This window comes from Streptomyces sp. NK15101 (genome assembly GCF_020400725.1).
GTDB lineage: Bacteria > Actinomycetota > Actinomycetes > Streptomycetales > Streptomycetaceae > Streptomyces.
In genome coordinates this window covers 1-13,024 of record NZ_JAINVG010000131.1, presented here as the reverse complement: position 1 = coordinate 13,024, position 13,024 = coordinate 1, and the positions used below count along the sequence as shown (strand labels likewise).

The window sequence follows — 13,024 nt, the reverse complement described above, 5'->3', positions numbered from 1 at the left end:
CCCCGTATCCGGCGCGGGCCCTGCCGAGGCCGACGTCGCCGTATCCGGCGCGGGCCCGGCCGGGGCCGCGGCACCCGGATCCGGCGCGGGGCCCGTCGGAACCGGCACGCTCACCGGAACCGGCGCCTCGGACGCCTTCGGCACACCCACCACGGCGACCGTGGGGATCCCCGGCGCCGTACGGGACACGGGCCCCACCGGGGCCGCCTCCCGCACATCCGGCGGAGTCACCGGCGCCGTACCGGACACGGGCTCCACCGCGGCAGGTCCCGTCGGCGCCTCCCCCGCCCCGCCCGGCGTCGACTCCGACGCCGTACCCGACCCCCGGTCCGGCACCGCGCCCGGCTCCGGGGTCGGCAGGGGGCGGCCCCTGTCCGGTGGGGACGTGCGCGGGAGGGTGCCGTCCGTCAGGCGTCTGGCCGTGCGGGCCGCGTCACGCGAGGCCGCCGCGCCGGAGTCCGCGGGGTTCGGGGTCGATGCCGTCATTCGGGGTCCACCTCATGCTCTCGGGGTCATCGGAACAAACGCCGCCAGGTCTCCGGGCCCGGGTAGCCGTCGGCCGCTCCGCCGCGCCAGCCCTGTGCCCGCTGGAACGCCTCGACGTTGCGGCGGTCCGCCTCCGTCCAGCGCGGACCGGGTCCCGACAGGTAGTGCTTGCCGAAGCCCCGCTTCACCAGTTGTTTGCCCAGCTTCTCCACATATGCGTTGGATTGGCCCGGACGGAAGTAGCCACGCCCGGGAAACCCCGTCGCATTCGCGCTCGAACCGCCCGAACCACTCGAACCGCCGATGTCCTTGCCGCCGCCGGTCACGAGGAGCCGCCACGTGTGCGGCCCGGGCAGGCCGTCCGCCTCCGCGCCCTTCCAGCCCTGCGCGAGCTGGAACGCCTGGGTCGCCCTGCGGTCCGCCTCTCCCCACTTCGGGCCGGGACCCCGGCTGTAGAACTTCCTGCCGCCGCGCTCGACGAGGAGCTGCCCGAGCTGGGTGACGTACGCGTTGTTCGCGCCCGGGCCGAACTTGCCCGCCCCCGGGAACGGCGTCGTCGCCGTGGGCTCCGCCCCGCCGCCCGTGCTGCCGCTGACCACGCCCTTGTAGCGGTAGGGCGCGTACCGGCCGGAGTTCTCCCAGTACGCCATGGGCGTCGCCTGCTTCCGCGTGCGCGGCTTCGTCTGCTCGTAGGCGATGTAGGAGGTGTGGGTGTAGTCGGTCCAGCCGCCGAAGATCGTGACGTGCGAGCCGCGGGTCGGATTGGCCGGGTTGTGGAAGAGCAGGATGTCGCCGGGCTGGAGCTCGGTGCGGTCGATCTGCTCGGCGAAGCGGTCGAGGCTGCCCGTCCACTCGTTGCTGCGGAGGTTCCAGGCCATGGAGATGTACCCGGAGCAGTCCTGGCGGTACCCGTCCGACCAGTACTTCTCCATGGAGTACGGGACCTGCGCGGTGATCCACTTCTTGGCCCGGTTGATGATCTCCGTTCGGGTCGTCCGCCGCAGCGTCTCCGTCGAGATCTGACCGGTCGTCGGGACGGAGATCGGGGTCGGGTTCGGGCCGGGCCCCGGGGCGCCGTGCAGCGGCCCCCGCCCGCCCTGCGGGGTCTCGGGCCCAGGCCAGGGGGTGTCGGTGGCGCCGGTGGAGGCCGTGGAGGCGGCGACCCTGGTCGTCGCCGCCTCCCGCAGGACCGCCGGACCCGCCTCCGCCGGGCCCGTTCCTGCCCGAGCCGTTTCGGTCGGGACCGTTTCCGTCGGCACCGTTTCCGTCGGGCCGCCCGGCGCGTCCGCCGGGGGCAGCGGGTTCGACGGGCCGGTGAGGGCGGTCGCCGCTCCGGCCCCGCCCCCGCCCAGGACCACGCCCGCCGCCGTCACCAGGACCAGCGCGCGACGGGCGCCGTGCGCCGCGGGGTGGCCGCCCGCCCGGACGGGCAGGCCCAGGGCGAGGTCGCGCCGCTGCCGGGCGCAGCCCGGGCAGCCGCAGTCGGCCGCGGGTTCGAACTCCTCGAAGACCGGCACGCTCATGCGATCCCCTCCACACTCGTCAAGATCTTTTTGACCCTCGTTTCGGGCGCCAGTGTCTCAACTGTCCGGACAAATCGCATTTTGACGGACCGAAGGCTGATACGACCATCCGACAGGCCGGGGACGATCGGTATTGGTCAGGAGCACGCCTTCACGTCAGGTAGAGTTCTCTCTGTCAGCAGGCGCCGCTAGCTCAGTTGGTTAGAGCAGCTGACTCTTAATCAGCGGGTCCGGGGTTCGAGTCCCTGGCGGCGCACGCAGAGTCGAGGCCCCCTCACCGATGGTGAGGGGGCCTCGGTCTTTCTCCCGGGCCGGTGCGGGACGGCCCTCGGGCATCCGTCCCCGTCAGCCGCCCGTCCCCGTCAGGTACGCCGAGACCACCACGTTCGCCGTGTACGCCCCCGCCGCCCGGTCGAAGGTCCCGCCGCAGGTGATCAGGCGCAGCTCGGCGCGGCGGGGCTCGCGGGCGCCGTAGGCCCTGGCCGGGTCGAATTCCTCGCGCGTGAAGACCTGGACGTCCTCGACGGTGAACTCGGCGACCGATCCGTCCGTCCGGGTGACGCGGACCTTCGCCCCGGGGCGGACCGCGCTCAGGCCGTAGAAGACGGCCGGACGGGTCTCGGTGTCCACGTGGCCGACGAGGAGGGCCGCGCCGGCCGCGCCCGGCCGGGTGCCGGAGCCGTACCAGCCCACCGTGCGGGGCATCTCGTAGGGCGGCGGGTCGACGGCGCCCGTGTCGTCCAGGCCGCGCGCCACGACGGGCGCGCCGATGCCCAGTGAGGGGATCTCGACCCGGCGGGGTTCGAGGGGCGGGAGCGGGTCGTGGGCCGGGGGCAGCGGGACGCCGAGGGGGCGGCCGACCGCGGCGATGTCGCCGGTGGTCGGCGCGGAGCCGCCGCCGGGGCCCTCGGTGGCGTCGCGGCCCCAGAGCCAGAGCCCGGACAGCAGGACCGCCCAGGCCACGCCGGTGACGAAGCGCCCGGTGCCCGCCGGGCGGGTGCCGGACGACCCGGTCACTCGCCGTCGCCGCCGGTGCCGGTGTGGCGGCGGGAGCTGCGGAAGGCGACCGCGACGGCGGCGACGGCGGCCATGCCGAGGCCGAGCAGGGTGTACGGGGTGCCGAGGCCGCTCTCGGAGGTGGTCTGGGCGACGCCGGGGGCCGCGGGTGCGGCGAAGGCGGCGGTGCCTCCCCCGCCGGCCCGGACCGGGGCGACCGGGGTCGCGTGGTGGGTCGGCTGGTGCGTCGGCCGGTGGGTGGGCTCCTGGTGGTGCCGGACCCGCACGGTGCCGACGTCCCGGTGGTCGTGCCCGTCGCAGGTCACGCTGATCTTGTAGGTGCCGTCCTCGAGGCCGGACCGGATCGTGGTGTCGCCGAACAGCGGGCCGCCCCCGCCGTCCCGGCCGGTGAGCTCCGCGTCGGCGACGAACGCCCGGGACTTGGCGGCGCCTGTCGTGCCCTTGCAGCCCTGGACGCGGACGTCGACGTCGACGCCGGGCGAGGCGGTGGACGGCGTGACGGTGACCTTCACCCCGTCGTGGGCGTACGCACCGCCGGCCGTGGGTGCCAGGACGAGCACCAGGGCCGCCCCTGCGGCACGGAGAGCAATGGGAGCTGAACGCATCGTGACCTCCTGATACTGGCAGGGTCACCCGGATCGGCGCTTCTCGCATCCGCAGGGGACGTACCCGGGAGCCCCTTACACGCGGTCGACCAGGTCCGCGATCGACTTCACGACCTTCGAGGGGCGGAACGGGAAGCGGTCGATCTCCGCCTGGGTCGTCAGGCCGGTCAGGACCAGGAAGGTCTGCATGCCCGCCTCCAGGCCGGCCAGGATGTCGGTGTCCATCCGGTCGCCGATCATCGCGCTGGACTCGGAGTGGGCGCCGATCGCGTTGAGGCCGGTGCGCATCATGAGCGGGTTGGGCTTGCCCGCGAAGTACGGCTCCTTGCCGGTGGCCTTCGTGATGAGGGCGGCGACGGAGCCGGTGGCCGGGAGCGGGCCCTCCAGGGAGGGGCCGGTCTCGTCGGGGTTGGTGCAGATGAAGCGGGCGCCGGCGTTGATGAGGCGGACGGCCTTCGTCATCGCCTCGAAGGAGTACGTGCGGGTCTCGCCGAGCACCACGTAGTCCGGGTCGTGGTCGGTGAGGACGTAGCCGATGTCGTGCAGCGCGGTGGTGAGGCCGGCCTCGCCGATGACGTACGCGGTGCCGCCGGGGCGCTGGTCGTCGAGGAACTTGGCGGTGGCGAGGGCCGAGGTCCAGATGTTCTCGACGGGGACCTCGAGCCCCATGCGGGCGAGGCGGGCGTGCAGGTCGCGGGCCGTGTAGATCGAGTTGTTGGTGAGGACCAGGAACGGCTTCCCGGTCTCCCGCAGCTTCTTGATGAACGCGTCGGCGCCGGGGATCGGCACGCCCTCGTGGATGAGGACGCCGTCCATGTCGGTCAGCCAGGATTCGATCGGCTTGCGCTCTGCCATGGGTGCGGGACTCCTGCCGTACGGATGTGCGGTGTGCTGGGGGCGCCGCGACTGCGCTGTGGCGACGCCCCCAGCGTAATCAGGATGTGCTGATCTTGACCCCGTCGATCGTCCAGTACCAGTTGTTGGACCCGGTGTACCGGAAGCGGAAGCTCACGCTGGAGGCGCCGGCGGGGACGGCGACCGTGAGGGACTGGGGCTTGGAGAGGACGTCGGCGGTGTAGCTCTTGACGAGCGTGGGCGTGCCGCCGTTGAAGCTCGCGAGGACCTGGGCGCTCTGGCTGCCCTCCTGCCGGTAGAGCGTCGTGAAGTCGAGCCTCACGGAGCTCGCCCCGGAGACGGCGTACGCCGGGGTGACCAGGGTCGAGTCGTACGTACCGGAGAAGGACTTGTCGGCCCACTCGTCGGAGTCGGCGACGGCGAAGACGCCGCGGGCGCGGACGTTGAGCTCGCGGGACTGGTCGCGCTGGGTGCGGGACCAGAACTCGTCGGTGGCGAAGGACCAGCCGCGCCACTCGGTCGTGCCGCCGGTGCCCATGGCGTTGTTGACGACGGACCAGCCGCTGGGCGCGGTGTGGGTGAAGCCGAGGATGCCGGCGGGGATGCCGGTCTCGTCGACGCGGCCGGAGAGGGCGGGGTAGAGGCTGTCGAAGGGGTCGGTGGAGCGCTGCTGGATCGGCTTGCCGTCGAGGCCCCAGGCCGGGTCGGGGACGATGCCGAGCTGCTGGAAGACGGTGGCGGCGACGTCGACGAGCCGGGTGTCGACGGGACGGGCGCCGGCGGCGATGCCGGGCCCCTGGGCGAGGACGAAGGTGCGGCGCTCCTCGATGGTGGAGCCGCCGTGGCCGCCGGCGTCGGTGTGGCCGTGGTCGGTGGCGACGATGACGGTCCAGCGCTCGGTGGCGTACGTGGGGCGGGCCCGGATCGCGGTGAGGAGCCGGCCGAGGTAGCCGTCCTGGACGTCGATGGCGTCGAGGTACTTCTGGCTGGCGGCGCCGTAGGCGTGGCCGATCTCGTCGGTCTCGCCGAAGTAGACGAAGAGGACGTCGGGGTTCTGGTTCCGGAGGACGTCCTCGGTGATCTCGGTGATCGTGAGGTCGTTGACCGCGTAGTCGTTGTCGTACACGAGCTTGGCGTCGGCGCCGGGGGTGACCGTCCCGTAGGTGTCGAGCTCGGGCCAGTCGACCGCGGCGAAGAGGGAGAGCCCGGGGCGGACCTGGTTCAGGCGGGCGAGGAAGCCCGGGTAGGCGCCGTAGTTGCGGCCGCTGAAGGTGTTGTCCTTGACGCCGTGCTTGTCGGGCCAGACGCCGGTGGAGATGGTCGACCAGCCGGGGCCGGAGGAGGTGGCGGCCATCGGGTTGGCGTAGAGCAGCGAGAGGCCGTAGGTGCCGTTCGCCATGAGGGACTTGAGGTTCGGGGCCTTGGCGGCGTCGATGCGGTCGTACCGCAGTCCGTCCATGCCGACGACGAGCACCTTGTCCTGGCTGGTGCCGTTCGGGAGCGTCGGGGCGGCGGTGGCGGCCCGGGCGGCGGGGGCGGTGGCGAGCCCGGTGGCGGCGACGGCCGCGGTGGCACCGGCGGCGGCGAGCACGGTGCGCCGGGAGAGCGGGGCGGAGATGCCGTCGATCGGCATGTCGGAGTCCTCCGTGGAAGGGGTGTCGGGACGCGCCAACGCCCCTGATCTCTCAGGGGCGTTGGTCCGTACCCGTTATCTTTCCGCGATGTTCGGAGGCTTTCCAGGGTCGTACGGTGAACTCTTGGCTGCGGATCGGCGGCCGGTCAGCTGCCGGTCGCGGACTTCCACGCGTCGACGTACTCCGCCAGGTTCTCGTCGATGTCGGCCCAGTCCGGCTCGAAGACCTCGACGCCCTCCATCAGCTTGGCCAGCTCGATGGCGTTGGCGTCGGTGCCCTTGACGTCCTTGCGGGCCGGGAAGCCGCCGCCGATCGCGCTGACCTCGCGCTGGGCGCCCTCGCTGAGCATGAAGTCGAGGAGCTTCTTGCCGTTCTCGGTGTGCGGGGCCTTGTTCACCAGGCCGGCGGCGTACGGCAGGGCGAAGGTGGTGGGCTTGCCGCCGTCCTTGGCCGGGAACCAGATGCCGAGGTTCGGCATGGACTTGGACTGGGCGAAGTTCATCTGGACGTCCCCGTTGGCGACGAGGAGTTCGCCCTTGTCCACCTTGGGGGCGAGCTTGGAGGTGGAGGAGGACGGGCCGACGTTGTTGGCCTGGAGCTTCTTCAGGTACTCCATGGCCGGCTCCTTGCCGCCGAAGTCGTGCATCGCCTTGATGAGGACGGCGGTGCCGTCGCCCGCGACGCCGGGGGTGGAGTACTGGAGCTTGTCCTCGTACTTCGCGTCGAGCAGCTCCTCCCAGGTCCTGGGGGCCGCGGGCAGCTCCTTCCTGTTGTGGACGAAGCCGAAGTAGTTGTTGACGACGGAGGTCCAGGTGCCGTCACCGGACTTGTCGCCGCCGTCGACCCGGTCGGCGCCCTTCGGCTCGTACGCCTGGAGCAGGCCCTTGGAGCCGGCCTGCTGGATGAAGGGCGGCAGGGTGACGAGGACGTCGGCCTGGGTGTTGGACTTCTCGCGGAGGGCGCGCTGCACCATCTCGCCGGAGCCGCCCTCGACGTACTTCACCTTGATGCCGGTCTGCTTCTCGAAGTCGGCGAAGACCTTGTCGTACCAGCCGTCGCCCGCCTCGCCCTTGAGGCCGTCGGCGCTGTAGACGGTGACGACCTTCTCGTCGGAGGCGGTGGAGGAGGATCCGCAGGCGGTGAGGCCGGCGGCGAGGACGAGGGCGCCGGTGACGGCGGCGACCGGCTTGGCGTGCGTAAGCATGACGTTGTTCTCTCCTGACGGTGGAAGCGGTACGGGGCGGTGGAAGCGGTACTAGCGGTACGAGGCTCTGGTGCGGATGCGGGAGACGGCGAGGAGCGCGAGGAGCGTCGCGGCCATGAGGACCACGGCGAGTGCCGAGCCGGTGAACAGGGAGCCGCGGTCCGTGGCGGTGAAGACGAGCACCGGCAGCGGCGTCCAGTCCGGCGGGTAGAGCATCATCGTGGCGCTCAGCTCCCCCATGGACAGGGCGAAGCAGAGCCCGGCGGCCGCGGTCAGGGACGGCAGCAGGAGCGGGAGCTTCACCCGGAGCAGTACGTACGAGGGACGGGCGCCGAGACTCGCCGCCGCCTGCTCGTACATCGGGTCCAGGCGCCGGAGGGCGGCCGAGACCGACTGGTGGGCGAAGGCCGTGACGAGGACGGTGTGCGCGAGGATCACGATCCAGCGCGTGCCGTTGAGGAGCAACGGCGGCTGCGAGAAGGCGACGAGGACGGCCAGGCCGACGACCACGGACGGCACGGCGACCGGCAGCATGAACAGGGCGTCGAGGATCCGCTTGCCCCTCTTCCCCAGGGCGGCCGCGGCGAGCGCGGCCCAGGTGCCGACGGTCAGCGCGACCACGCTCGCGGTGACGGCCGTGACCAGGCTGGTGGTGAGCGCCTGGAGGGACTCCCCGCGCACGGCCGCCGTGTAGTGGGCTGCGGTGGGACCTGAGGGGAAGGCGCCGGACCAGTGCGTGGCGAACGAGGCGGCGAGGATGACGAGGAGGGGCAGGGCGAAGAGCGGGACGAACAGGACGGCGAACAGGATCCAGGTCGTCCACCTGCCCGTACGGCTATGCACCAGCACGGCGGCTCACCCCCCGGTAGAGGACGTACAGGCCGACCGAGAGGGCGACGTTGACGACGGCGACGACGCAGGCGGCGGCGTAGTCGGATTCGAGGATCGCCTTGCCGTAGACGAGCATCGGGAGGGTCGTGACGCCCTTGGCGCCGGTGAAGAGGACGATCCCGAACTCGTTGAGGCACATGACGAGGACGAGGCTGCCGCCGGCGGCGAGCGCGGGCAGCGCCTCGGGGAGGATCACCTGCCGGACGATCCGCAGCGGCCGGGCGCCGAGCGAGGACGCCACCTCCAGCTGGGCGGTCTCCATCTGCGAGAACGCGGCCAGGAGCGGGCGCATCACGAACGGCGTGAAGTACGTGATCTCGGCGAGGAGCACGCCCCACGGCGTGCTGAGGAACCGGAAGGGGCCCGCCGGGTCGCCGGTGACGTCCGTCCAGATCCCGTTGGCCATGCCGACCGTGCCGTAGAGGAACAGCAGGGCGAGCGTGATCAGGAAGGACGGGAAGGAGAGGAAGACGTCGATGGACTTCGACACCGCCTTCCCGCCGGGGAAGGGCACGAACGCGATGACGAGCGCGAGGACGAACCCGAGGGCCAGGCACCCGGCGGTGGAGGCGACGGCCAGCCACACGGTGGTGACGAGCGCGTCGCGGAAGGACGCGGAGGAGAAGACCTCGGCGTAGGCGCCGGGGGCGAGGGACTCTTGGACGACGAGCGCGAGGGGGTAGAGGAAGACGACGGCGAGGACGGCGACGGGAGGGAGGGCCCGGAGCGCCTTTGCGGGCATGCGTTCCGCCGGGGCGGAACGGGCGGGCACGATCCCCGGTGCGGGCCGCCGTTCGATGAGGCCCTCAGCCATGGCCGACCTCCGCGGCGAGCAGCACCGCGTCGTCCGGCGCGAAGTGCAGCGTCACCTCGGTGCCGAGCGCCGGCGTCTCCTTGAGCTCCCGCACGTCCGCCTTCACCCGGTGCCCGCCCACCTCCACGTACAGCCGGTGGGTGGAGCCGCGCCACTGGACCTCGGCGATCCGCCCGCTCAGGGCGTTCGGCCCCGGGCCGAGGCCGACGAGGTGCGGGCGGACGCAGAGGGTGGCGGTGGCGCCGGGCGCGGCGCCGGAGACCGGGACGTCGAGGGGGACGCCTTCGAACGTGGCCCCGCCCGCCCCCACCGTCACCGGCAGCAGGTTCGCGTTCCCGACGAACGACGCCGTGAACTCCGTGCGGGGGCGCCTGTACAGGTCCTGCGGGGTGCCGCAGTCCTGGAGCCTGGCCTTGTCCATGACGGCGATCCGGTCGGCGAGGGTCAGCGCCTCGACCTGGTCGTGGGTGACGTACAGGATCGACACGTCGGGGAGCTCGCGGTGGAGCCGGGCCAGTTCGGCCAGCATCCCGGAGCGCAGCTGGGCGTCGAGCGCCGACAGCGGTTCGTCGAGGAGGAGGACCCGGGGGCGGATGGCGAGGGCGCGGGCGATGGCGACGCGCTGCTGCTGGCCGCCGGAGAGCTCGCGGGGGTAGCGCTGGGCGTAGGCCGCCATCCCGGTCATCTCCAGGGCTTCGGCGACCCGCCCCGGGATCTCGCCCTTGGGCACCTTCTGGGCCTTCAGGCCGAAGGCGACGTTGGCCTCCGCCTTCAGGTGGGGGAAGAGGGCGTACTGCTGGACGACCATGCCGATGCCCCGCTTGTGCGGCGGGAGCGCGGTGACGTCGCGGTCGCCGATGAGCACCCGCCCGGAGGCCGGCCGGACGAATCCGGCGACGGTCCGCAGCGCGGTCGTCTTGCCGGAGCCGGAAGGTCCGAGGAGGGCCATGACCTCGCCGGGTTCGACGGTCAGGTCGAGGGAGTCGAGGACGGTGTCGCCGCCGTACGTGACGGTGACGCCGTCGAAGCGGATGCCGCTGGTCATGCCTCGTACGCCCCTATCAGGGACGGGAGCTGCGCGACCGAGGCGAGGACGTGCGTGGCGCCGTGTTCCGTGAGCGCGGCCTCGTCGTGCGCGCCCGTCAGGACGCCCGCGACGATCCCGGCGCCGGAGCGGACGCCGCTGAGCATGTCGTACGAGGTGTCGCCGGCGACCACCATCTGGCGGACGTCGTCCACGGCTCCGGTGCGGAGGAGGGCGGCGAGGACCATGTCCGGGTACGGGCGGCCCCGGCCGCCGGCGTCGGCCGGGCAGAGGGTCAGTTCGACCAGGTCGCGCCAGCCGAGGGCGTCGAGGACGGCGTCCTGGGTGACGCGGGCGAAGCCGGTGGTGAGGACGACCGTCCGGCCCTGGTCCTTCAGTCGGGCGATCGCCTCGGCCGCGCCGGGGACCGGTGCGATCAGGCCGTCGGCGACCAGCTCCCCGTACGCCGTCTCGAAGGCGAGGTTGGCCTCCCGGGCTCGGGTCTCGTCGCCGCCGAAGAGGTGGCGGAAGACGGTGATCTTGGACTCGCCCATGGTGGCGCGGACGTGGTCGATCATCGTGGCGGGGTCTTCGCCGAGGCGTTCGGCGGCGGCCGTGAAGGCCCGCTCGACGAGGCCGCCGTCGGCGACGGTGGTCCCGGCCATGTCCAGGACGACGAGGTTCTGCTTCTTCACGGTGTTCACCAGCCCAGTTCGTTCGCGGTCGTCTCGGCGATGGCGGGCGAGCAGGTCATGCCGCGGCCGCCGGGTCCGGTCACCAGCCAGACGCCGTCGCGGACCCGCTGGCGGTGCACGACCCGGCTGGTGTCGACGCACTGCGCGTACACCCCGGCCCAGCGGCGCCGGATCTTCGGCAGCGGGCGGCCGAGGAAGGACTCGACGACGCGGGTGAGGTGCTCGTAGGGGTCTTCGAGGGTGTCGAAGGCGAAGGGGTGCTCGTACTCGTGGGTGTCGCCGATGGTCAGTCCGCCGTCGAGCCGCTGCACCATGAGCAGCTGCATCTTGTGGGCGGCGGCGGTCGGGTCCTGCGCCTGGCCCTCGTTGAGGGCGTCCAGGGCGGGGGACGCGTAGGCCGGGTAGTAGCGGAAGGAGTCGGCGTCGGCGACGGAGGTGGTGAGCGGTTCGCCGAGGGGTGCGGTCTGCATCATCTGGAGCCGGACCCGGCGGACCGGGATCTCGCCGGCGACCTCGCGGACGAGGCCGGAGAGCCAGGCGCCGGTGCACAGGACGACGGCGTCGCCGGTGTGGGTCTCGCCGCGGTCGTCGCGTACGGAGTGCTCCCCGACGACGTCCCGCACCTCGCGGTTCGGGAGGAAGGTGTAGCGGCCGGTGGCGAGGAGGGCCTCGCGGAGGGCCAGCTGGGCGAGGCGCGGTTCGACGGCCGCGTCCCGCCCGCACCACAGGGCGGCCTCGAACGTCCCGCGCAGGGCGGGGTTGACCGCGCGGGCCTCGTCGGCGGCGAGCAGCTCGTAGCCGCGGGCGGCGGCGTCGGGGCGGGCCACGGCGGCCTCGGCGACGGCGAGTTCGAGGGCGTTCCGCACGGGGGTGAGGGAGCCGATGGCCCGGAAGCCGAGGCCGGGGACGCGGGCGCCGATGCCCTCCCACAGCTCGCGGGCGCGCAGGGCGGTGTCGAGCTCCTCGCCGCCCGCCCGTCCGCTCACCCAGATCTGGCCGAAGTTGCGGAGGGACGCCCCGCGCGCCTCGGCCTCGCGCTCGATGTGCACGACCTCGTGGCCGCGTTCCACTGCGTGCCAGGCGTGCATGGTTCCCACCACGCCGGCTCCTACGACGATCACCTTCATGACGTCGACGGTCGCGGGAGCGGGTGGACCGGACGGATCCGGTGGACGACGGGACGGTGAACGGACCGACAAGCTTGGACCAGACCCGTTACCGTTCCGTTATCTCAGGTGAGGTCAGCCCTGCTGCCCCAGATGGGCGGTGAAGCTGAACCGGTCCCCCCGGTAGAGCGTGCGGACGCGCTCCAGGGGCCGCCCCGAGGTGTCCCGGGAGACGCGGTGGAGCAGCAGCATCGGCAGCGCCGGGGGCGTGCCGATGAGCAGGGCCTCGCGCGGGGTCGCGAGGACGGTCTCGATGCGCTCGTCGGCGTCGCCGAAGGAGATGCCGAGCCGGTCGTGGAGGTAGGCGTAGAAGGAGGAGTCCGGGTCGAACTCGGTGTCGAGGCGGGGGGCGCGGGCCTCGGAGACGTACGTGCTCTCCAGGCCGACCCGCTCGTCGTCGGCGAGCAGCACGCGCTCCATGTGCCAGACGGGCTCGCCCCGTTCGGCGCCGACCTCGGGGGCGAGCGCCGCCGGACAGGGGAAGCGGTCGAGCGAGATCAGGCTGCGGCCGGGGCGGCGACCCTGACGGCGCACGCCCTCCGTGTAGCTGGCGAGCGAGAGGGGCTGCTCCAGCTTGGGGCCGGCGACGACCGTGCCCCGGCCCTGGCGGCGCAGCCGCCCTTCGAGGAGCAGTTCGCGCAGCGCCTGCCGGACCGTCTCGCGCGACACCTCGTACCGGACGGCGAGATCGCGCTCGGTGGGCAGCGGCCCGCCCTCCCCCAGCTCGTCGATCATCAGGGCGATCTTCGCCTTGACGGCGTAGTACTTGGGGACGCGGCCGTGCTCGGGGATGCCGGAGCGGACGGGGGCGCCGGGGCTGGTCTGGTAGTTCATCCGGGGATGGTCGCAGACCGGGATGAACGGGAAGGTGTACGGAGCATGGCTCAGCGGTGCCGGGGGCGGCGGGCGGCCCGCACCAGAACCGCGCCGAGCAGGAAGAGCCCCGCGGCGAGCGGGACGAGGACGTGCGCGTACGTCTCCGACTCCCGCCCCGTGCTGGCCAGTTCGGTGCCGGGCGGCGCGTCGGCGGGTCCCTCCGGGCTCCGGGTGGCGGACGCGGTGGGGGCCGGCGGGCGGGCCTCCTTGGCGGGCGGCGCCGACGGGCCGGGC

12 protein-coding genes, 1 tRNA gene and 1 pseudogene are annotated in these 13,024 nt (G+C 72.9%); 1 reads left to right on the top strand and 13 read right to left on the bottom strand.

Annotation, left to right across the window (positions count from 1 at the left end; translation table 11 throughout):
• Positions 1–512: 512 nt before the first annotated feature.
• Complete coding sequence (locus K7G60_RS36380) at positions 513–2,009, bottom strand: peptidoglycan-binding protein (RefSeq protein WP_225805246.1); 1,497 nt, start codon at positions 2,007–2,009, stop codon at positions 513–515.
• Positions 2,010–2,191: 182 nt separating this feature from the next.
• On the opposite strand from K7G60_RS36380, the gene K7G60_RS36375 reads away from it, so the two are divergent.
• A tRNA-Lys gene (locus tag K7G60_RS36375) sits at positions 2,192–2,265 on the top strand.
• An 89-nt stretch (positions 2,266–2,354) separates the two neighbouring features.
• Here the strand turns inward: K7G60_RS36375 and K7G60_RS36370 are convergent.
• The 12 genes and pseudogenes from K7G60_RS36370 to K7G60_RS36315 form a co-directional block, all read right to left on the bottom strand.
• Entirely contained in the window at positions 2,355–3,026 is a 672-nt protein-coding gene (locus K7G60_RS36370; RefSeq protein ID WP_225805245.1) for a class F sortase, read from the bottom strand.
• Positions 3,023–3,631 carry a hypothetical protein gene (locus tag K7G60_RS36365; protein WP_225805244.1) on the bottom strand — a complete coding sequence of 203 codons (609 nt, stop codon included), beginning with the start codon at positions 3,629–3,631 and terminating at the stop codon, positions 3,023–3,025. Before K7G60_RS36365 ends, K7G60_RS36370 begins: the two co-directional genes overlap by 4 nt.
• A gap of 75 nt (positions 3,632–3,706) precedes the next feature.
• Positions 3,707–4,486 carry an HAD-IIA family hydrolase gene (locus tag K7G60_RS36360; RefSeq protein WP_030691536.1) on the bottom strand — a complete coding sequence of 260 codons (780 nt, stop codon included), beginning with the start codon at positions 4,484–4,486 and terminating at the stop codon, positions 3,707–3,709.
• A gap of 79 nt (positions 4,487–4,565) precedes the next feature.
• Complete coding sequence (locus K7G60_RS36355; RefSeq protein ID WP_225805243.1) at positions 4,566–6,119, bottom strand: alkaline phosphatase family protein; 1,554 nt, start codon at positions 6,117–6,119, stop codon at positions 4,566–4,568.
• 146 nt (positions 6,120–6,265) lie between these two features.
• On the bottom strand, positions 6,266–7,324 hold the full coding sequence (locus K7G60_RS36350) for a 2-aminoethylphosphonate ABC transporter substrate-binding protein (RefSeq protein WP_225805242.1): 1,059 nt from the start codon (positions 7,322–7,324) through the stop codon (positions 6,266–6,268).
• Positions 7,325–7,375: 51 nt separating this feature from the next.
• Positions 7,376–8,173 (bottom strand): ABC transporter permease, encoded by a 798-nt coding sequence (locus tag K7G60_RS36345; RefSeq protein ID WP_225805241.1) that lies wholly within the window; start codon positions 8,171–8,173, stop codon positions 7,376–7,378.
• On the bottom strand, positions 8,160–8,957 hold the full coding sequence (locus tag K7G60_RS36340; protein WP_263986705.1) for a 2-aminoethylphosphonate ABC transporter permease subunit: 798 nt from the start codon (positions 8,955–8,957) through the stop codon (positions 8,160–8,162). Before K7G60_RS36340 ends, K7G60_RS36345 begins: the two co-directional genes overlap by 14 nt.
• Positions 8,958–9,021: 64 nt before the next feature.
• Entirely contained in the window at positions 9,022–10,074 is a 1,053-nt protein-coding gene (locus K7G60_RS36335) for an ABC transporter ATP-binding protein (RefSeq protein WP_225805239.1), read from the bottom strand.
• Positions 10,071–10,757: a phosphonatase-like hydrolase gene (locus K7G60_RS36330; RefSeq protein ID WP_225805238.1), complete on the bottom strand. Its 687-nt coding sequence runs from the start codon at positions 10,755–10,757 to the stop codon at positions 10,071–10,073. The genes K7G60_RS36335 and K7G60_RS36330 overlap by 4 nt, the downstream gene beginning before the upstream one ends.
• Positions 10,754–11,875 (bottom strand): TIGR03364 family FAD-dependent oxidoreductase, encoded by a 1,122-nt coding sequence (locus tag K7G60_RS36325; RefSeq protein ID WP_225805237.1) that lies wholly within the window; start codon positions 11,873–11,875, stop codon positions 10,754–10,756. The genes K7G60_RS36330 and K7G60_RS36325 overlap by 4 nt, the downstream gene beginning before the upstream one ends.
• A 114-nt stretch (positions 11,876–11,989) precedes the next feature.
• The gene (locus K7G60_RS36320) at positions 11,990–12,748 is read right to left on the bottom strand and encodes a GntR family transcriptional regulator (RefSeq protein ID WP_225805236.1); all 759 of its coding nucleotides are present in this window, start codon (positions 12,746–12,748) and stop codon (positions 11,990–11,992) included.
• Between the two features lie 50 nt (positions 12,749–12,798).
• A pseudogene (locus tag K7G60_RS36315) lies at positions 12,799–13,024 on the bottom strand (hypothetical protein); the annotation flags it as partial.